Raw genomic sequence first — 18,942 nt, 5'->3', positions numbered from 1 at the left:
CTTTCCGAGTGGTTGTGGCTCGGGAGAAGCGGCTACCCATGATGCGCCGGGGAATGCGCGTCCCGGGCGGAATCCGCCCGGGACGGCGGGCTCACCAGCTCTGGTGGAGCGGCATCCCCTCGGTGTATCCGGACGAGCTCTGCACGCCGACCACCGCGCGCTCGTGGAACTCCTCCAGGGTGGAGGCGCCGGCGTAGGTGCAGGAGGAGCGCAGGCCCGCCACGATGGCGTCGATCTGGTCCTCGACGCTGGGCCGGAGCGGGTCGAGGTACATCCGGGAGGTGGAGATGCCCTCCTCGAACAGCGCCTTGCGGGCCCGGTCGAAGGGGGAGTCCTCGGCGGTGCGGAGCTTCACCGCGCGGGCCGAGGCCATGCCGTAGTTCTCCTTGTACCTGCGGCCGTCGGCGTCGGTGCGGGCGTCCCCGGGGGACTCGTAGGTGCCCGCGAACCAGGAGCCGATCATCACGTTGGCCGCCCCGGCCGCCAGGGCCAGGGCGACGTCGCGGGGGTGGCGGACGCCGCCGTCGGCCCAGACGTGGCGGCCCAGGCGGCGGGCCTCGGCGGCGCACTCCAGGACGGCGGAGAACTGCGGGCGGCCGACGCCGGTCATCATCCGGGTGGTGCACATGGCGCCCGGCCCGACGCCGACCTTGACGACGTCCGCGCCCGCCTCGACCAGGTCGCGCACGCCGCCGGCGGTGACGACGTTGCCCGCGACGACCGGCACGCCGGGACCGAGCGCGCGGACCGACCGGAGGGCGCCGATCATCTTCTCCTGGTGACCGTGCGCGGTGTCCACCACCAGGCAGTCGATCCCCGCCTCCAGCAGTTCCTTCGCCTTGGCGGCGACGTCTCCGTTGACCCCCACGGCGGCGGCGATCCGCAGCCGGCCCGAGCCGTCGACGGCGGGCCGGTAGAGGGTGGCGCGCAGCGCGCCGGTCCTGGTCAGGATGCCGACCAGGCGTCCGTCGCGGTCGACGACCGGGGCGAGCCGGTGGCGGCCTTCGTGGAGCCGGTCGAACGCCTCGCGCGGGTCGAGCCCGGCGGGCAGGGCGAGCAGGTGGTCGGACATGACCTGGGAGAGCTGGGCGTACATGTCGACGCCCTGGCAGTCGGCCTCGGTGACCACGCCGATCGGGCGGTTCGCGTCGTCGACGATGACGACCGCGCCGTGGGCGCGCTTGGGCAGCAGGCTGAGCGCCGCGCCGACGGTGTCGTGCGGGGTGAGGGTCAGGGGGGTGTCGTGGACCAGGTCGCGCCGCTTGACCCAGTCGACGACCTCGGCGACCACGTCGATCGGGATGTCCTGCGGGATCACGGCGATGCCGCCGCGCCGGGCGACGGTCTCGGCCATGCGGCGCCCGGCGACCGCTGTCATGTTGGCGACGACGACGGGGATCGTGGTGCCGGTCCCGTCGGAGGTGGACAGGTCGACGGCGAGCCGCGAGCCGACCGAGGAGCGCGCCGGGACCATGAACACGTCGCTGTAGGTCAGGTCGTGGGTCGGAGTCGTCTCGTTGAGGAATTTCACCAGGCACCTACAGTGTGGAAGTCCGGCCGGTCAGGGCCGGGGAGCTGACTGGCACTACCTTATGTGTGGGCGGTCAGCGGTGTTCCTTCCCCGTTTCCAGGCCGGCCATGGGGGCTGGACGGTCACGATGAGCACTAAGATCCGGTTTGCGTGTTTGTCGGGGTGGTCGCATGAGGAGGCGCTGTGAACGTCGTTGACCGGCCGGAGATGCTCGTCGTGGGCCATGCCGTACGGACGTCCAACGCCGACGAGCTGGACCCGGCGCGGGCGAAGCTGCCGGCGCTGTGGCAGCGGGCGGGCGTCCCGGGGGCCTTCGCGCACGTCCCGGGACGGGTGGACGAGAACCTGTACGCGGTGCTGACCGACTACGAGAGCGACCACCACGGGTTCTACACGCAGATCGTCGGGGTGGCCGTGCGCACCGCGGCCGCGCTGCCCGAGGGCATGGTCGCGGTCCGCGTGCCGGGCGTGCCGGCGCTGAAGCTGGAGGCCCGGGGGTCCATGCCGGGCGCGCTGGTGGAGTCGTGGCAGCGCCTGTGGAAGCACACCGAGTCCGGCGGCACCCCGCCCCGGGCCTTCAGCACCGACCTGGAGGTCCACCACCGCGAGGGCGTGGACCTCTACGTGGCCGTCTTCCCGCCGATGCACTGACCACCGCGGCCTTGATGCACTGACCGCCGGCCCCGACGCGCCGACCATCAGCGCCGGTGCGCCGGGGTGCCGTTCCTATGCGCCGATCCCCGGTGCGCCGGCCGCCCCGCCACCGGCGGACGAGGACCGCTCGTCCTCGTCCTCGTCGTCCGGGGGCGGGTCGGGCATCCGCCAGCAGGAGACGATCAGCGGCAGTACGAAGTGGGTCAGCGCCACGGCCAGGGAGAGGTAGAGCAGGGTCGATCCGGGCACCATGTGCTCGCGGCCGCGCAGCAGGCCCACGACCAGCGTCAGGCAGGCGAGGGCGGCGAGCAGGCGGGTCATCAGGCGGTGGGCCACGGCGGTGGCCCGCAGCCGCTCGCCCACCTGGCGTTCGTCCAGGTTCCGTTCGGTGAGCGCGGTCATGCCCCGGGTGGCGACGTTCATCAGCGTCACGGCCGGCAAGTAGATCACCAGCATGACCGCCAGCAGGGTGAGGACGATCCAGCGCGCCCCCTCGTCCGGGCCGGCGACCCACACCACCCCCGCCATGGCCCAGGCGAGCCCCAGGGAGAACGCCCCGGTCGCGGCGAGCAGCCGGCGGCGGCCCCGGGTGGCGTACCAGCCCGGCAGGATGTCCATCTGCACGGCCTCGGCCTGGCTGATCCGCCAGGGGGCCTTGCGCCCGTCGGTCATTTCGGTTCACTTCCCAGCCGCGGGAACGGCTTCAACGAGAAAACGACTTCCATGGGGACCTCGAAGTACTCGGCGATGCGCAGGGCGAGGTACAGGCTCGGGCTGTACTCGCCCCGCTCCAGGTAGCCGATGGTCTGGTAGTGCACCCCGAGCGCCGTCGCGAGCTCCTTGCGCGACACGCCGCGCTCGGCCCGGAGCATCGGGATGCGGTTGTGGACCTCTTCCGAACTCACCGCGGCCTCCTGCGGGTCATGACGACTGGGCGGCGAGCTGCCGCTCGGCGAGCCGCGAGCCGGACTCCCGCCGGGTGACCCGGCGGACCAGCACCGGGGCGAGCAGCATGCCGGCCACCGCCCAGGCGGCCAGCACCGCCGCCACGTACGGCAGGCGCCAGCTCCCGCCGATCTCCGCGGCGAGCATCGCGTCGGGCAGGAACGCCGCGCGCAGGCCGAGTCCCTGCCAGTAGAGCGGGAACGCCTGGGCGATCCACTGCACGGCCTCCGGCATGTAGGTCACCGGGAGCATGACCCCGGAGGTGACCATCAGGCCCATCATCGGCAGGCCCAGGACCGCGCCCGCCGCCTTCGGGCCGGGCAGCAGGCAGCCGATCGCCGCGCCCAGCGGGACGACGGCCACGGTGCCCAGCAGCAGCACCCAGAGCAGCGTCGGCCAGTCGTGCGGCAGCGGGGCGCCGCCCACGACGACGCCGGTGGCCAGGATCAGCGCGCTCTGCACGGCGATTTGGCAGAGCAGGGTGACCGCCCGCCCGACGAGGTAGGCGGATATCCCGCCGGGGACGGTCCGCAGCCGCAGCAGCGTCCCCTCCTCCCGGTCGGCGGCCAGCGCCATCGGCAGGGTCATCAGGGCGTTGGAGAAGACGGTGAAGGCCAGGAAGCCGGAGGTCATGAACATGCCGGAGGACACGTCCGTCCCCTTCACCTGCTCGTCACCGATCCAGAGCAGCAGCAGGGCGAAGATGCCCGCCGTGCCGACCAGGGTGGTGGTCAGCTCTCTGCGGTTGCGCAGCAGCTGCATGTGCTCCGCCCAGCCCCGCTTGATCCCGATGCGCAGTGCCCTGCCGTTCATGCGGCCCTCCCGATCAGCTCCAGATAGCTCTCCTCCAGCGACGGCCGCCGGATCTCCAGTCCGGGGACCGGCCCGCCGAACCTCTCGTGCAGCTCCCACGCCGCCCGCGAGGGGTCGTCGGTGGTCAGGGTCCGCTCGCGGCCGTCCTCCAGCCAGCGCACCCGCGACTGCGCCTGTACGGCCCGCGCCAGCTCGGCGGGGGTCCCGCAGGCGGTGATGCGGCCGCCGGTCAGGATCGCGGTCCGGTGCGCCAGCTTCTCGGCCTCGACCAGGTCGTGCGTGGTGAGCAGCACCGTCATGCCGTCGTCGGCCGCGAGCTTCTCGAGCAGCAGGTGGAACTCCTGCCGCGCCTCCGGGTCGAAGCCGGTGGTCGGCTCGTCCAGGAAGAGCAGCTCGGGCCGGCCGACGATGCCCAGTGCCACGTCCAGCCGGCGGCGCTGCCCGCCGGACAGGCGGCCCACCTGCTGACCGGCCTGCCCGGTCAGCCCGACGGCGGCCAGCAGCCCGTCCGGGTCGTGTGGGTCGTCGTAGAACTCGCTCAGGTGGGCGATGATCTCCCGGACGCCCCACTTGTTGTGGTCGCGCCAGTTCTGCAGGACGATCCCCAGCTTGGCCCGCCAGGCGTCGCCGCCCCTCTCCGGGTCGGTGCCGAGCACGCTCACCTCGCCGGCCGACCGGTTCCTGAAGCCCTCCAGGATCTCGATCGTGGTGGTCTTCCCGGCGCCGTTGGGGCCGAGCAGGGTGAAGATCTCCCCGCGCCGGATCTCCAGGTCGACCCCTCGCAACACCTCGGCCGCGCCGTACTTCATCCGCAGGCCGCGCACACTCACTGCAGCACTCATGTGAATGAATGTAGTAGAAGTACTACATCTCGAGCAAGTCCTACGACGAAAGGCGGCACACCTGTGTTCAGGTGTGCCGCCCTCGGAGAGGCGTCCGGTCAGCGCAGACGAACGCCTCCCGGGCCGAGCCGGCAGATCCCGTTGAAGACACCTCGGTCAGTCAGGCCGAGAGCCAGGCTCTCCTGGGAGGCGTTCACCTGCATCCTCATTGTCAGGCCAGCACCCCGGCCTCACGCAGCTTCGCGGCGGTCCCGTCCGGCAGGCCCCAGGAGGACAGATCCGCCAGCCGGGTGGCGGGGGAGAGGTCCGGCCCGGGCACGCCCAGCAGCCGGGGCGCCGGGGCGGGCTGCCGGACCCCGCCCACCTCGACGAACGTGCCGCGCGCCCGGTTGTGCGGGTGGTCGGAGGCCTCGGCCATGTCCAGCACGGGGGAGACGCACGCGTCCGTGCCGTCGAAGACGGCCTCCCACTCGGCGCGCGTCCTCGACCGGAACGCCTCGGTCAGCCGCTCGCGCAGGGCGGGCCAGTTGGCCCGGTCCTCGCGGTCGGGCAGGTCGGTCAGGCCCATGAGCGAGACCATCTGCGCCCAGAACTGCGGTTCCAGGGCGCCCACCGCCATGTACCTCCCGTCGGCCGTCTCGTAGGTGTCGTACACCGGCGAACCGGTGTCGAGCAGGTTGGTGCCGCGCGGACCCCAGAAGCCGGACTGCACGCCGTGGTAGAACATCGCGAACAGCGTGGCCGCCCCGTCGACCATGGCGGCGTCGACCACCCGGCCCGCGCCGGTGCGCTCCCGCTCGATCAGGGCGAGCAGCACGCCGTACGCCAGCATCAGGCCGCCGCCGGCGAAGTCGCCGAGGATGTTGATCGGCGGCGTGGGCTTCTCGCCCGCGCGGCCGAGCATCGACAGCACGCCGGAGATCGCGATGTAGTCGATGTCGTGCCCGGCGGTCGGCGCCAGCGGGCCGTCCTGGCCCCAGCCGGTCATGCGTCCGTAGACCAGGCGCGGGTTGACGGCGTGCAGGTCGTCCGGGCCGATGCCCAGCCGCTCGGCGACGCCCGGGCGGAAGACCTCGATGACGACGTCGGCGTGCGCGGCGAGCTCCTTGAAGGCGGCGACCCCCTCGGGCGACTTCAGGTCCAGCCCGACGGTCCGCTTGCCGCGGTCCATCACGTCGCGGCGCGGCCGGTCCCCGGCGGCGGCCACGGCGGCGACCCGCTCGACCCGCAGCACCTCGGCACCGTGGTCGGCCAGCATCATCCCGGCGAACGGTCCCGGGGCCAGTCCTGCCAGCTCCAGCACGCGGACCCCGGCCAACGGGCCCTTCCTGGGCGTGTGATCCATCGGTGACTCCTCGGTGCGCCCCGGAACGCGGCCGGGCGCGGTCGTGGCGGACGATCGCCCGGTGACGCCGGGCTTCCCCTCCGGGCAAGTAGAACAACATTCGGATCGCCCTGGCAAGACGCCCCACCCGCCGACCTCCACCTGTGGGAAACTTGCGGCCGTCGGTTTGGCAACGGGGAGAGTCGTATGGCATATCCGCACGGGGAACGGATGATCGCCGGGCGCTACAGGCTGATGCGCGAGCTCGGCCGCGGCGGGATGGGCGTGGTGTGGGAGGGGCACGACACGCTCCTCGACCGCCCGGTCGCCGTCAAGGAGGTTCTGCTCCCGCCGCACCTGTCCCCGGCGGAGCAGGAGCGCCAGCTGACCCGCACCTCGCGCGAGGCCAGGACCGCGGCCCGGCTCAACCACCACGGCATCGTCGCGGTCTACGACGTGGCCGAGGAGGACGGCCGCCCCTGGATCATCATGGAACTGGTCAGGGCGCAGGGCCTGGACGAGGTCGGCACGCTGCCGGTGCCCCAGGTGGCCGCGATCGGCCGCCAGGTGCTCTCGGCGCTGCACACCGCCCACCGGGCGGGGATCCTGCACCGCGACGTCAAGCCGAGCAACGTCCTGCTCACCCCGGACGGCCGGGCCGTGCTCACCGACTTCGGCATCGCCACCGTGGAGGGCGACGCCTCGCTCACCCAGACCGGCATGGTCACCGGCTCGCCCAGCTTCCTGCCGCCGGAGCGCGCCGTGGGCACCGACGCCGGCCCCTGGTCGGACCTGTGGTCGCTCGGCGCCACGCTGTACGCGATGCTGACGGACGGCAGGGGGCCGTTCGAGCGGCGCGACGCCATGGCCACCCTGGGGGCGCTCCTCACCGAGGAGCCCGACCTCGGCCGGGTCCACCCGGCGATGCGCGAGGTCCTCGCCGGGCTGCTCCAGCGTGACCCGGCGCACCGTCTCACCGCCGGGCACGCGGACGCGCTGCTGGCCGCGGTGAGCGGGGAGCCGTCCGGGCCGCTCGGCCGCACCGCCGAGAGCCGCACGGCCCCCGGCCGCACCGCGCCGGGACACCCGGGCGGCCGCCCGGGACAGGGCCATCCGTCCCACGGCCATCCGTCCCGGAACGGCCTCCCGCAGGACCGCGCTCCGCAGGGCCGTACCGTGCAGGGCCGTACCGTGCAGGGCCATCCCGTCGGGGAGCACGCGGGGCGGCACGGCGCCGGCCGCGGGGACGGCCGTGCGGCCCCCGCCCGGCACTCCCCGCGGTCCCGCGGCGTGCGGGTCCCGGCGGCGGTGGCCGCGGTGCTGGCGGTGCTCCTGGCGGGCGCCGGCGCCGCCGGATGGATCATGTCCGGGGCGGGGGAGAGCTCCGCCTCCCGGACCGACCCGGGCCCGTCCGAGAGCCTCCCGGCGCCGGAGGAGGAGAAGATCCGCTCCGCGACCCCCGAGGAGCCGCCCGCCCCCACCCCGAAGCCCACCCGGAGCCGCCGGGTGGCCGCCGCCGAAGCCGGGACGGAGCAGTGGAACGGCGAGGACCCGGAGCGGTGGTCCATCCGTTACCCGGCCGGCTGGAAGCCGGAGCACATCGCCGAGACCGGATACACCCACTGGACCAGCCCCCGCGGCGACGCGCACATGTCGGTGGAGGTGCTGCGCCCCGTCTCCGGGCTGGAGACGGTCCAGGAGACGCTGCGGGAGGAGATCGGCCGGTGGAGCGACATCTCCGCCGAGGAGACCGCCGAGGTCCCCACCCGGTACGGCAGGGCGCTCGACTGGCGGTTCGGCTGGGTGATGAAGGGCGGGGGCGGAGCGGAGTGGGCCTCGCCCGGCACGGACTACCGCGAGGTGCGGCGCTTCGTCGAGCTCGGCGACACCGCCATCGTGCTCACCTGGACCGCCGCGGAGTCCCAGTGGGACAGGCACCAGGCCATGATGCGCCGGGTGCTCGACAGCTTCCGGCTGGAGCGCGAGGGATGACACGGCGCACCGGGAGGCCCCTCCCTCCCCCGTCCCGAGAGTTTTCGCGCGTTTAACGCACCCCTCCTGGTCGCACGGGCATCGGCGAGATAACGTGCTAGAGGCGATCTTTCCTGTCGAGAGCCTGGGGGTGATGTCCTGTGACGCCCACGACACCTATGTCGGCGCACCGGCGGGCGGTCGAGCAGATCAGGGAGTCCTACGCGGCGATCCCCTCCGGGGCCGCGCCCCGGCTGGCCAAGGCCACCACGAACCTCTTCCGGTTCCGTGACGGCGCCCGCGCCGCCCGGCTCTCCGCCAGGGACCTGGACCGCGTCATCGAGGTCGACCCGGTCGCGATGACCGCCGAGGTCCAGGGGATGACGACCTACGAGCACCTCGTGGACGCCACGCTCCCGCACGGGCTCATGCCGTACGTCGTGCCCCAGCTCAAGACCATCACGCTCGGCGGCGCGGTGACCGGTCTCGGCATCGAGTCCACCAGCTTCCGGGACGGGCTGCCGCACGAGTCGGTCGAGGAGCTGGAGATCCTCACCGGTGACGGGCGCGTCGTCGTCGCCCGCGACGACAACGAGCACCGCGAGCTGTTCCGCGCCTTCCCCAACTCCTACGGCACGCTCGGCTACGCGCTCCGGATCCGGATCCGCCTCAAGCCGGTCCGGCCGTACGTCCGGCTGACGCACCTGGAGTTCACCGACGCCCACAAGTGCATGCTCGCCATGAACGAGATCTGCGAGCGGGGCGAGCACGACGGCGAGCCGGTCGACTTCGTGGACGGCACCTTCTTCGCCCCCGACGAGCTCTACATCACCCTCGGCCGGTTCGCCGAGCGCGCGCCGTACGTCTCGGACTACACCGGCATGCGGATCTACTACCAGTCGATCAGGACCAGGACCCGCGACTGGCTGACCGTCCGCGACTACCTGTGGCGCTGGGACACCGACTGGTTCTGGTGCTCGCGCGCGTTCGGGGTGCAGGATCCGCTGGTGCGCTCGCTGATGCCGCGCCGGTGGATGCGGTCCGACGTCTACCGCAGGCTCGTCGGCCTCGACCGTAGATACGGCGTGACCGCCCGGCTGGACCGCTGGCAGGGCAGGCCCGTGCACGAGTCGGTCATCCAGGACATCGAGGTGCCGGTCGAGCGCGGCGCCGACTTCCTGGAGTTCTTCCACGAGAAGGTCGGCATGACGCCGGTCTGGATGTGCCCGCTCAGGTCGGCGGAGGAGTGGCCGCTCTATCCGCTGGAGCCCGGCCGGCTGTACGTGAACTTCGGCTTCTGGGGGGTCGTCCCACTGCCCCGGGGCCAGTTCGACGGCTACCACAACCGGCTGATCGAGCACGAGGTGCACGCGATCGAGGGCCACAAGTCTCTTTACTCCACGTCGTTCTACCCCCGGGACGAATTCTGGCGCCTCTACAACGGGGACGCCTACTGGCCGGTCAAACGGGCGTACGACCCCGGCGGCCGGTTGCTCGATCTCTACGACAAGTGCGTACGGGGGCGCTAGGGAGGTTTGCTTCTGTGAGGCTCGCGGAGATCTTCGAGAACGTCGTCGGTCCCGATGCGGGCATCGGTTTCGCCGCCTACGACGGCAGCAAGGCCGGTCCCTCCGACGCGGAAGTCACCCTGGAGGTGAAATCCCCCATCGCGGTGGCCTATCTGGCGCAGGCGCCCGGCGAACTGGGTCTCGCCCGGGCGTACGTGTCGGGCCACCTCGACGTGCACGGGGACATGTACACCCTGCTGTCGCGGATGTGGTCGCTGACCATCAACGACCTCACGGTGGCCGAGAAGCTCGCCACCGTCCGGGCCCTGGGCGTCAAGCCCCTGACGATGTGGCTGCCGCCCCCCGCCCAGGAGGTACGGCGCAGCATGATGGCCAGGCTCGGCAGCCGGCACGCCAAACGGCGGGACGCCGAGGTGATCCACCACCACTACGACGTGTCCAACACCTTCTACGAGTGGGTGCTCGGCCCCTCCATGGCCTACACCTGCGCGGTCTTCCCCACCGCGGAGGCGTCCCTGGAGGAGGCGCAGTTCGCCAAGTTCGACCTGGTGGCCAGGAAACTGGGACTGGCGCCGGGGATGCGGCTGCTGGACGTGGGTTGCGGCTGGGGCGGCATGGCCATCCACGCCGCCCGCGAGTACGGCGTCAAGGTGCTGGCCGTCACCCTCTCCCGGCAGCAGGCGGAGTGGGGGCAGAAGGCCGTCGCCGAGGCCGGGCTCGGCGACCTGGTCGAGATCCGGCACTCCGACTACCGCGACGTCAGGGAGACCGGGTTCGACGCGGTCAGCTCGATCGGCCTGACCGAGCACATCGGCAGGGACCAGCTGCCGTTCTACTTCGGCTTCCTGTACGGCAAGCTCGTGCCCGGCGGGCGCCTGCTCAACCACTGCATCACCCGGCCCACCGGCAGGGAGAAGACGATCAACGTCGGCGGTTTCATCAACCGCTACGTCTTCCCCGACGGGGAGCTGGAGTCCGTGGGCACCCTGGTCTGCGAGATGGAGGACAACGGCTTCGAGATCCGCCACGAGGAGAACCTCCGCGAGCACTACGCCCAGACCCTCCGCCACTGGTCCGCCAACCTCGACGACCACTGGGAGGAGGCCGTCCGGGAGGTGGGCCGGGGCCGGGCCAGGGTCTGGCGGCTCTACATGGCCGGCTGCGTGGTCGGCTTCGAGCGCAACAAGATCCAGCTCCACCAGGTGCTGGCGAGCAGGCTCGACTCCCAGGGCGGCGCCCGCATGCCGCTCCGCCCGGCCCGCGACTGGCCCTGACCCGGCGCGGGGACCGCGGCTCGTCCGGACGGCCGCCGCGGTCCCCGCCGCGCCGGGCGGGGTGACGCGGCCTTTTCGGGAGGGCGGACCACCGTGGTCCCCGGCCGACCGGACCGCTGGTCGTGGCGCGGTCAGGCGGCCATGATCGGGTCGGCGGAGTCGGCCGTGACCCAGCGGCCCCTGCCGAGGCGCTTGGCCGAGTACATCGCGGTGTCGGCCGCGCGCAGGATCCCCACCGCGGCGTTGCCGGACGCTTCGCCGGCGCAGGCGGCGATGCCGACGCTGGCTCCGACGGAGAGCTCGTGCCCCCGGAACGGCACCGGAGCGGAGACCTCGCGCAGGACGCGCTCGGCCAGGCGCACGGCGTCGTCGTGCGAGGCCCCGGGGCAGAGCAGGACGAACTCGTCGCCGCCGAGGCGGGCGACCAGGTCGCCGCCGCGCACCGCGGCCGACAGGCGCTCGGCGACCGCGCCGAGCACCGCGTCGCCGGCCTCGTGGCCGTGGGTGTCGTTGACGGCCTTGAACCCGTCGAGGTCGAGGTAGAGCACCGCCACCCCGGTGCCGGGGGCACGCATGACCCGCTCCAGGGTGTCGTGCAGCACGGTCCGGTTGGCCAGCCCGGTCAGCGGGTCGTGGTGCGCCTGGTAGGCCATCTGGGCCTGCATCCGCTCCTGCTCGCGGACCGCCATGGTGAACCGGGTCAGCACGAAGGCCGCGCAGCCCGAACCGGCCAGGATGAGCGCCAGTTCCTCACCGCTGAAACCGGAGTGCCGCAGGGCCAGGGCGGGCGTGCCCAGCAGCGCCATGCCGAGGAAGAGGACCCGCGCGGGGTGGAGGGTGCCCATGCGGGAGCCGGGACGGGTCAGCTCGGCGTGACCGGGATGCAGCATGGCCGCGACGAGCACCGCGTGGCCGAGCAGCAGCCCGGCCCCGAGCCGCTCCACGTACGAGTAGTCGAGCACGTAGGGCAGCAGGTTGTAGCCGAGGTCGACGGCCAGGTAGGTGAAGACGGCGGTGAGCAGCAGGTAGGTCGGGGTGCCGCGCTCGCCGGGGGACAGGACGAGGAACAGCGCGGCCGCCAGCAGCACGATGTCGCCGACCGGGTAGAGGGCGGGCACGATCGTCACGGCGAGGCTCAGGCCTTCGCCGAAGAGGGGTTCGATCAGGAACTGCCAGGAGGCGAGGGCGGCCACGGTGGCGAGGGTCAGCGCGTCGAGCGCGCCGGCGCGGAGCCTGCCGGGCGCCCGGTGGCGGGCCATCAGGACCAGGGCCGCGGCGATGAGGGGGTAGCCGCCGAGCCAGAGGACGTCGCTGATCCCGACCGGGGGCACCTCCCCGGTGAGGAAGAACACCATCTCGATCACGTCGCCGGTCAGCCAGAGCGTCTGGGCGAGCGCGATGAGCAACCACGGCCGGCGGGCGGCCCCCGCCCCGGAGCGCAGCGCCGCCCACCACGCCAGGGCGCAGACCGCGCCGTACACGGCGAAGTAGAGGATCTGGCCCAGCGTCGATGCGTACGTGGCGGCGGTCACGGCTGAGGCCGCGACCGCCGCAGTGAGGAAAAGCCCTGTCTTCCCGACCGTCATGTCCGTCCTGTCGGCACCGCGGGCCGGAACCTGAGGAGTCCGGCCGGTCGCGGCGGCGACCGGCCGGGATCCGGGCGATCCGGGTGACCTGGGTGATCCCGCCGGGCGCGGCGGCGGACGCCCTCCGGAGGCGCGGAGCCCTCAGATCCCGGAGGGGACTCGGGGGCTCCGCGGAACGCGGGACTAGCGGAGCTCGCGCTTGAGGATCTTGCCGGTGGCGGTCATCGGCAGCGCGTCGCGGAACTCGACGACGCGGGGGTACTTGTAGGCCGCCATGTTCTCCCTGCACCAGGAGATCAGCTGCTCCTCGGTGAGGCCGGCGCCGGGCGTGCGGATGACGTACGCCTTGACCTCCTCGCCGTGCGAGTCGTGCGGGACGCCGACCACCGCGGCCAGCGAGACCTCGGGGTGGGTCATCAGGACCTCCTCGATCTCGCGCGGGTAGACGTTGAAGCCACCCCGGATGATCATGTCCTTGGCCCGGTCGACGATCGTGTAGTAGCCGTCGGCGTCCCTGGTGGCGATGTCGCCGGTGCGGAACCAGCCGTCCTTCATGACCTCGGCGGTCGCCTCGGGCCGGTTGTAGTAGCCCTTCATCACGTTGTGCCCGCGGATCGCGATCTCGCCCGGGCCCTCGCCCTCGACCGTGTTCCACTGGCCGTCGACCAGCTTCATCTCCACGCCCCAGATCGGGGTGCCGATGGTGCCGGGCTTGGTGGGCCTGCCGAGCTGGTTGAAGCTGGCCACCGGGGAGGTCTCCGACAGGCCGTAGCCCTCCAGGATGCCGATGCCGAAGGTGGCCTCGAAGTCCTTGAGGACCTCGACCGGGGAGGACGCGCCGCCCGCCACCGCGGTGGTGAGAGAGGAGGGCACCTCGTCGCCGTCGGCGTGGATCTTCGTCAGCATGCCCCAGTACATGGTCGGCACGCCTGCGAACAGGGTCACGTTCTCCTTGCGCATCAGCTCCAGCGCGGGGCCGGGCTCGAAGCGCGGCAGGAGCACGAGGGTGGCGCGGCGGCGGAACCCGGCGTTCATGACCACGGTCTGGCCGAAGGAGTGGAAGAGCGGCAGCACCGCGAGGTAGGCGTCGCCGCCCTCGGCGCGCGGGTACATCTCGTCCGAGACCATGGCGTTCATCAGCATGTTCATGTGGGTCAGCTCGGCGCCCTTGGGGCGGCCGGTGGTCCCGCTGGTGTAGAGGATGACGGCGGTGTCGTCGGGTGCGGTCTGCGCCGTCTCGAACTCGCCGGAGACGCCGTCCAGCGCCGCCCAGATCGTCTCGCCGTGCGCCGACTCGGTGGCGAAGGGGGTGGCGGGCAGCACGAAGAAGTGCTCGGCGCCCTCGGCGCCCTCGAAGCCCTGCCGGCCGCGCTCGCCCAGCGGCAGGTCCGGCAGCCCCTCGAAGCAGAAGAGCGCCTTGGCCTCGGAGTCCTGCAGGTGGTAGGTGATCTCCGGGGCCTGCAGCAGGATGTTGAGTGGCACGACGGTCGCCCCGGCCTTGAGGATCCCGAAGTACACGAACGGGAAGTACGGCAGGTTCGGGCAGGCGAGCGCGACCTTGTCGCCCTTGCCGATCCCGCGCGAGACCAGCAGGTTGGCAACCTGGTTCGCGACTGTGTTGACCAGGGAGTACGGCAGCCGCAGGTCTCCGTAGACCACCGCGGTGCGGTCGGGGCACTCCCGGGCGCTGTCCTCCAGCACGATCGACAGGTTGAGCATGGGTTGGGTCCTCCTCCGGACAAGCTCTGGCCCGTTCATCCTGGCAGGCGCAGCATACCTACCGGTAGGTAAGGAAGGTTACAAATTGACGGGCAAAGCACCGGAGCGTATGCAGGTAAGAGTCCGCTCACGGGGGAGGCGAGCCGACCGTCCGCCGGAGAAGGGGCAGTGCGCATGGAGTACGACTACGTGATCGTGGGAGCCGGGTCGGCGGGATGCGTCCTGGCGAACCGGCTCTCGGCGGACCCGTCGGTGAGCGTCGCCCTGCTCGAGGCGGGCGGCTCCGACGCGAAGCTCGAGGTCCGCATGCCCGCCGGGTTCGCCAAGCTCTTCAAGACGCCGTGCGACTGGAACTTCACCACCGCCGGGCAGGCCGGGCTGTCCGGCCGGGAGCTGTACTGGCCGCGGGGCCGGATGCTCGGCGGCTCCTCCTCGCTCAACGCGCAGATGTGGGTCCGCGGGCACCGGGCCGACTACGACGGCTGGAACGTGCCGGGCTGGTCCTACGACGAGGTCCTGCCGTACTTCCGGCGGGCCGAGCGGCGCGTCGGCAGCAACCGCGGCGGGGTGTACGGCGGCGACGGCCCGATCCACATCTCCGAGCTGCGCAGTCCCAACGTCACCACGGCCGCGTTCCTGGCGGCCTGCGAGGAGCTCGGGCTCACCCGGCTGGAGGAGCTGAACGGCCCCTCCAACGAGGGCTACTGCCCGACCCCCGTCACGCAGAACCGAGGCCGCCGCTGGAGCGCCGCCGACGCCTACCTCAGACCCGCGCTCAGGCGGCCCAACCTCACCGTGGTCACCGGCGCGCACGCGCGCCGGGTGCTCCTGGAGGGCGGCCGCGCGACGGGCGTGGAGTACGGCCCGGGCCCGGGACCGGGCGGTTCCGGTGGCGCCGCCGGCCCCGGCGGCACGGTGGTGCGCGCGCGGCGGGAGGTGATCCTGTCGGCCGGCGCGATCGGCTCGCCCCACCTGCTGATGCTGTCCGGCGTCGGCCCGGCCGGGGAACTGCGCGCGGAGGGCGTCGAGCCGCTCCGCGACCTGCCGCAGGTGGGCGCCAACCTCCAGGACCACCTGGCCTCGGGGATCTTCCTGCAGTGCCCCCGGCCGGTCACGCTCGCCGGGGCGGAGTCGGTGCCGAACCTGCTCCGCTTCCTGATCGGCCGGAGCGGCATGCTCACCTCCAACGTCGGCGAGGCGGTGGCCTTCATCCGCACCGGCCCCGCCGAGCCGGCTCCCGACATTGAGCTGATCTTCGCCCCCGGCCCGTTCGTCGACCACGGCCTGACGCCGCCGTCCGGGCACGGGCTGACCATCGCCTCGATCCTGCTCCAGCCGGAGAGCCGCGGCCGGATCACGCTGAGCGGCCGCGACGTGGTGATCGACCCCGGTTACCTGACGGCCGAGGCCGACGTCCGGCGGCAGGTGGCCGGGCTGCGCCGGGCCAAGGAGCTGTTCGCCACCGCGGCCCTCGCGCCTTTCACGGGGCCGCCGATGGCCCCGTACTGGGGTCCGGAGACCGACGAGGAGCTCGTCCGCTGGATCCGGGAGCGCAGCGAGACCCTCTACCACCCGGTCGGCACCTGCCGGATGGGCGCGGACGAGGAGTCGGTCGTCGATCCGTCGCTGCGGGTCCGGGGGATCTCCGCGCTGCGCGTCGCCGACGCCTCGGTCATGCCGGTCATCAACCGGGGCCACACCCACGCCCCCACGGTCATGATCGCCGAGAGGGCCGCCGAGCTGGTCGCGGCGGACCGGGCGGCGGTCGGGCGAACCACCGGCGGCGCGGCGGTCGCGTGACGACCGGGCGGCGGCCGGGTGAGGGGATGTGGCACGGTTCACACTTGACGTAAGTGAGCACTTGCCGAAATCTGGGGTCATGACGGTGAACACGGCGGACATCGACCTGTCAGAGATCCCGTTCTGGTCCCTCCCGCAGTCCGAGCGGGCGGACGCCTTCAAGCGCCTCCGCGAGCTGGACCGGCCCGTGTTCGTCAAGGAGAACAGGGTCCCCTTCGTCGGCCACGGGCCCGGCTACTACGCGCTGGTACGGCACGCGGACGTCTCCGAGGCCAGCCGGAACGCCGGGGTCTTCAGCAGCGAGCCGTCGGCCAACAGCATCGTGGACCTGCCCCGGTGGCTGGCGGTCTACTTCGGCTCGATGATCAATATGGACGATCCCCGGCACGCGCGGCTGCGGCGCATCGTCTCGCGGGCGTTCACCCCGCGGATCCTGGCCAAGATGGAGGAGGACCTGCAGCGGGCGGCCACCCGGATCGTGGACGAGGCGATCGCGGAGGGCCCCGGCGACTTCGTCACCCAGATCGCCGCCCGCCTGCCGGTCCAGGTCATCTGCGACATGATGGGTGTCCCGCCCCAGGCCCACGGCCGGGTGCTCCGCGCCACCAACATCATCCTGGGCAACTCCGACCCGGAGTACACCGGCATCCAGCCCGAGCTCAGGCGCTGGAACGTCGCGCGCGGGCTGGTCAAGCTGATGGGCGCCGGCCGCGAGCTCAACCACCTGGCCGCCCGGCTCGGCCGCGAGCGCCGGGGCCGCTCCACCGGCGACCTGACGAGCCTGCTGGTCAACGGGGAGGAGTCCCTCACCCCGCAGGAGCTCGGCTCGTTCTTCATCCTGCTCGTGGTCGCCGGGAGCGAGACCACCCGCAACGCGATCTCGCACGGCCTGAAACTGCTCACCGACCACCCGGAGCAGCGCGCGCTGCTGACGGAGGACTTCGAGGGCCGCATCGCCGGGGCGGTGGAGGAGATCGTCCGCCACTCCACCCCGGTGATCCAGTTCCGCCGGACGCTCACCCGCGACCACTCGATGAACGGCATGGACTACCGGCGGGGCGACAAGGTGCTCCTCTTCTACAACTCCGCCAACCGCGACGAGTCCGTCTTCGCCGATCCGGACGCCTTCGACATCACCCGCCACCCCAACCCGCACGTCGGGTTCGGCGGTCCCGGCCCCCACTACTGCCTGGGCGCCCACCTCGCCCGCCGGGAGATCACCGTGATGTTCCGCGAACTGCTCACCCGGCTGCCGGGGATCCGCTCCACCGGAGAGCCCTCCTACCTGCTGTCCAACTTCATCAACGGCATCAAGCACCTGCCGTACGCGACCTGACGCGTCCGGGTCGTGGCGGTCCGGGGGGCAGCGGCACGGTCCGGTGCGAAGCGCGGGACGGGCCCATCACCGGTGGAACGTGTTCTCGGTCGTGACCGTCCGGCCGGAGCCGCGGCGCCCCCTGATCCGCCGGGCGCGGAGGGGTGGCGGGGGTCGAGGCGGTGTGGCAGGATCGGTGAAACCGAATGCTGTTCTAGTGGAGGCTCGTGTGACGGTTTCGCTGGGCGAGATCGACCTTTCCGACCTGGCATTCTGGGAGCGGCCGACGGCCGAGCGCGAGGCGGCCTTCGCCGTGCTCCGCGCCCAGCCCGGCCCGGTCCGCTTCCCCGAGCCGGAGATCCCCTTCGCCCCGGCGGGGCCGGGCTACTATGCGCTGGTCAAGCATGCCGACGTCGTGGACGCCAGCCGCAACGCGGAGGTCTTCTGCTCGGGCCGGAGCTCGACGAGCATCCAGGACCTGCCCGCGGAGTTCAACGAGTACTTCGGCTCGATGATCAACATGGACGATCCCCGGCACGCGCGACTGCGGCGCATCGTCTCCCGGGCCTTCACCCCCAAGATGATCGGCCAGTTCGAGGCCGACGTCCAGGCCGAGGCCACCCGGATCGTCGACGCCCTCGTCGCGGGGGGTCCCGGGTGCGACTTCGTCACCGAGGTGGCCGCCCGGCTCCCACTGAAGATCATCTGCGACATGATGGGCATCCCCGAGGAGCACTACGGGACCGTCTTCGAGGCGTCGAACATCATCCTGTCCGGTGGGGACCCCGAGTTCATGGACGACCCCGCCCGCGCGGCCGAACTGCTCCTCGGCGCGGGGCAGCGCCTGCAGGACCTGGTCGTCTCCCTCGCAGATGCGGGCGGGGACAACCTCATCACCTCGCTGACCAGCGCCAACATCGACGGCGAGAAGCTGACGATGCAGGAGCTGGGCTCGTTCTTCATCCTGCTGGTGGTGGCGGGCAACGAGACCACCCGCAACGCCATCTCGCACGGCCTGCACCTGTTCACCGAGAACCCCGGCCAGCGGGAACTGCTCCTGGCCGACTTCGACGGGCGCATCGCCGGCGCGGTCGAGGAGATCGTACGGCTGGCCTCCCCGGTCACCTGGATGCGCCGCACCGTCACCCGCGACCACGAGATGAACGGCCACCTGTACCGCAAGGGCGACAAGGTGCTGCTCTACTACTGGGCTGCCAACCGGGACGAGTCGGTCTTCACCGACCCCCACCGCTTCGACATCCTGCGGACCGAGGGGTCGCACGTGGGCTTCGGCGGGCCCGGGCCGCACTTCTGCCTGGGGGCCCACCTCGCCCGGCGGGAGATCACGGTGATGTTCCGCGAGCTGTTCACCCGGCTCCCGCAGATCCGCTCGGCCGGCGAGCCCGACCGTCTCCGCTCCACCTTCATCAACGGCATCAAGCATCTGCGGTGCGATTTCTGAAGTCGGCCCCGTCGGCCCGGCCGGGCCCGTCGGCTTCGTCGGGCCCGGCCGGCCCCGGCAGGGCGACGCCGGGGTCGGGCTCACCGGCCCGAATCCGGTTCACCGCACTGGGCCTGGTTCACCGGACCGGGCCTGGTTCATGGATCCGAATCCGGTTCGTCGAGCTGAGTCCGGCTC

General features: G+C 72.2%; 15 protein-coding genes. 7 read left to right on the top strand and 8 right to left on the bottom strand.

The window, feature by feature from the left end:
- Positions 1-91: 91 nt before the first annotated feature.
- Complete coding sequence (locus IEZ07_RS12250; RefSeq protein WP_191894856.1) at positions 92-1,531, bottom strand: GuaB1 family IMP dehydrogenase-related protein; 1,440 nt, start codon at positions 1,529-1,531, stop codon at positions 92-94.
- A 183-nt stretch (positions 1,532-1,714) separates the two neighbouring features.
- Here IEZ07_RS12250 and IEZ07_RS12245 point away from each other — a divergent pair, with 183 nt between their 5' ends.
- A complete protein-coding gene (locus tag IEZ07_RS12245) occupies positions 1,715-2,182 on the top strand; it encodes a GyrI-like domain-containing protein (RefSeq protein WP_068898777.1) in 468 nt (155 codons plus the stop codon).
- A gap of 75 nt (positions 2,183-2,257) precedes the next feature.
- On the opposite strand, the gene IEZ07_RS12240 is transcribed toward IEZ07_RS12245, so the two are convergent.
- From IEZ07_RS12240 to IEZ07_RS12220, 5 genes are all read right to left on the bottom strand, one after another.
- The gene (locus IEZ07_RS12240) at positions 2,258-2,857 is read right to left on the bottom strand and encodes a hypothetical protein (RefSeq protein WP_191894855.1); all 600 of its coding nucleotides are present in this window, start codon (positions 2,855-2,857) and stop codon (positions 2,258-2,260) included.
- Complete coding sequence (locus IEZ07_RS12235; protein ID WP_191894937.1) at positions 2,854-3,057, bottom strand: helix-turn-helix transcriptional regulator; 204 nt, start codon at positions 3,055-3,057, stop codon at positions 2,854-2,856. The genes IEZ07_RS12240 and IEZ07_RS12235 overlap by 4 nt, the downstream gene beginning before the upstream one ends.
- A 49-nt stretch (positions 3,058-3,106) precedes the next feature.
- Positions 3,107-3,943: an ABC transporter permease gene (locus IEZ07_RS12230; protein ID WP_191894854.1), complete on the bottom strand. Its 837-nt coding sequence runs from the start codon at positions 3,941-3,943 to the stop codon at positions 3,107-3,109.
- Positions 3,940-4,785 carry an ABC transporter ATP-binding protein gene (locus IEZ07_RS12225; RefSeq protein ID WP_191894853.1) on the bottom strand — a complete coding sequence of 282 codons (846 nt, stop codon included), beginning with the start codon at positions 4,783-4,785 and terminating at the stop codon, positions 3,940-3,942. Before IEZ07_RS12225 ends, IEZ07_RS12230 begins: the two co-directional genes overlap by 4 nt.
- Positions 4,786-4,996: 211 nt before the next feature.
- Entirely contained in the window at positions 4,997-6,130 is a 1,134-nt protein-coding gene (locus IEZ07_RS12220; RefSeq protein ID WP_191894852.1) for a CaiB/BaiF CoA transferase family protein, read from the bottom strand.
- 186 nt (positions 6,131-6,316) lie between these two features.
- Here IEZ07_RS12220 and IEZ07_RS12215 point away from each other — a divergent pair, with 186 nt between their 5' ends.
- From IEZ07_RS12215 to IEZ07_RS12205, 3 genes are all read left to right on the top strand, one after another.
- On the top strand, positions 6,317-8,101 hold the full coding sequence (locus IEZ07_RS12215) for a serine/threonine-protein kinase (protein WP_239319795.1): 1,785 nt from the start codon (positions 6,317-6,319) through the stop codon (positions 8,099-8,101).
- A 158-nt stretch (positions 8,102-8,259) separates the two neighbouring features.
- Positions 8,260-9,609: an FAD-binding oxidoreductase gene (locus tag IEZ07_RS12210; protein ID WP_191894935.1), complete on the top strand. Its 1,350-nt coding sequence runs from the start codon at positions 8,260-8,262 to the stop codon at positions 9,607-9,609.
- Positions 9,610-9,623: 14 nt separating this feature from the next.
- Positions 9,624-10,883 carry an SAM-dependent methyltransferase gene (locus IEZ07_RS12205; RefSeq protein WP_191894851.1) on the top strand — a complete coding sequence of 420 codons (1,260 nt, stop codon included), beginning with the start codon at positions 9,624-9,626 and terminating at the stop codon, positions 10,881-10,883.
- 131 nt (positions 10,884-11,014) lie between these two features.
- On the opposite strand, the gene IEZ07_RS12200 is transcribed toward IEZ07_RS12205, so the two are convergent.
- Together IEZ07_RS12200 and IEZ07_RS12195 are read right to left on the bottom strand one after the other, a co-directional pair.
- Positions 11,015-12,415, bottom strand: coding sequence for a GGDEF domain-containing protein (locus tag IEZ07_RS12200; RefSeq protein ID WP_204054332.1), 1,401 nt, complete (start codon positions 12,413-12,415; stop codon positions 11,015-11,017).
- Positions 12,416-12,652: 237 nt separating this feature from the next.
- Positions 12,653-14,188 (bottom strand): long-chain-fatty-acid--CoA ligase, encoded by a 1,536-nt coding sequence (locus IEZ07_RS12195; protein ID WP_191894849.1) that lies wholly within the window; start codon positions 14,186-14,188, stop codon positions 12,653-12,655.
- Between the two features lie 174 nt (positions 14,189-14,362).
- On the opposite strand from IEZ07_RS12195, the gene IEZ07_RS12190 reads away from it, so the two are divergent.
- From IEZ07_RS12190 to IEZ07_RS12180, 3 genes are all read left to right on the top strand, one after another.
- Positions 14,363-15,988: a GMC family oxidoreductase gene (locus IEZ07_RS12190; RefSeq protein WP_191894848.1), complete on the top strand. Its 1,626-nt coding sequence runs from the start codon at positions 14,363-14,365 to the stop codon at positions 15,986-15,988.
- A 79-nt stretch (positions 15,989-16,067) separates the two neighbouring features.
- Positions 16,068-17,324 (top strand): cytochrome P450, encoded by a 1,257-nt coding sequence (locus IEZ07_RS12185; protein ID WP_191894847.1) that lies wholly within the window; start codon positions 16,068-16,070, stop codon positions 17,322-17,324.
- Between the two features lie 208 nt (positions 17,325-17,532).
- Positions 17,533-18,765, top strand: a complete 1,233-nt coding sequence (locus IEZ07_RS12180) for a cytochrome P450 (protein WP_191894846.1) — start codon at positions 17,533-17,535, stop codon at positions 18,763-18,765.
- The last annotated feature ends 177 nt before the right edge of the window (positions 18,766-18,942 follow it).

The organism is Planomonospora parontospora (genome assembly GCA_014647935.1).
Classification (GTDB): Bacteria; Actinomycetota; Actinomycetes; order Streptosporangiales; family Streptosporangiaceae; genus Planomonospora; species Planomonospora parontospora.
Note: the sequence above shows the minus strand (reverse complement) of the source record. Positions and strands in the feature narration are given on the sequence as shown.

Bases quoted from the DNA above. Each gene is read 5' to 3' on its own strand.
- IEZ07_RS12240 (WP_191894855.1), bottom strand. From the start codon at position 2,857: ATGACCGACGGGCGCAAGGCCCCCTGGCGGATCAGCCAGGCCGAGGCC.
- IEZ07_RS12235 (WP_191894937.1), bottom strand. From the start codon at position 3,057: ATGCTCCGGGCCGAGCGCGGCGTGTCGCGCAAGGAGCTCGCGACGGCG.
- IEZ07_RS12230 (WP_191894854.1), bottom strand. From the start codon at position 3,943: ATGAACGGCAGGGCACTGCGCATCGGGATCAAGCGGGGCTGGGCGGAG.
- IEZ07_RS12225 (WP_191894853.1), bottom strand. From the start codon at position 4,785: ATGAGTGCTGCAGTGAGTGTGCGCGGCCTGCGGATGAAGTACGGCGCG.
- IEZ07_RS12220 (WP_191894852.1), bottom strand. From the start codon at position 6,130: ATGGATCACACGCCCAGGAAGGGCCCGTTGGCCGGGGTCCGCGTGCTG.
- IEZ07_RS12215 (WP_239319795.1), top strand. From the start codon at position 6,317: ATGGCATATCCGCACGGGGAACGGATGATCGCCGGGCGCTACAGGCTG.
- IEZ07_RS12210 (WP_191894935.1), top strand. From the start codon at position 8,260: ATGTCGGCGCACCGGCGGGCGGTCGAGCAGATCAGGGAGTCCTACGCG.
- IEZ07_RS12195 (WP_191894849.1), bottom strand. From the start codon at position 14,188: ATGCTCAACCTGTCGATCGTGCTGGAGGACAGCGCCCGGGAGTGCCCC.
- IEZ07_RS12190 (WP_191894848.1), top strand. From the start codon at position 14,363: ATGGAGTACGACTACGTGATCGTGGGAGCCGGGTCGGCGGGATGCGTC.
- IEZ07_RS12185 (WP_191894847.1), top strand. From the start codon at position 16,068: ATGACGGTGAACACGGCGGACATCGACCTGTCAGAGATCCCGTTCTGG.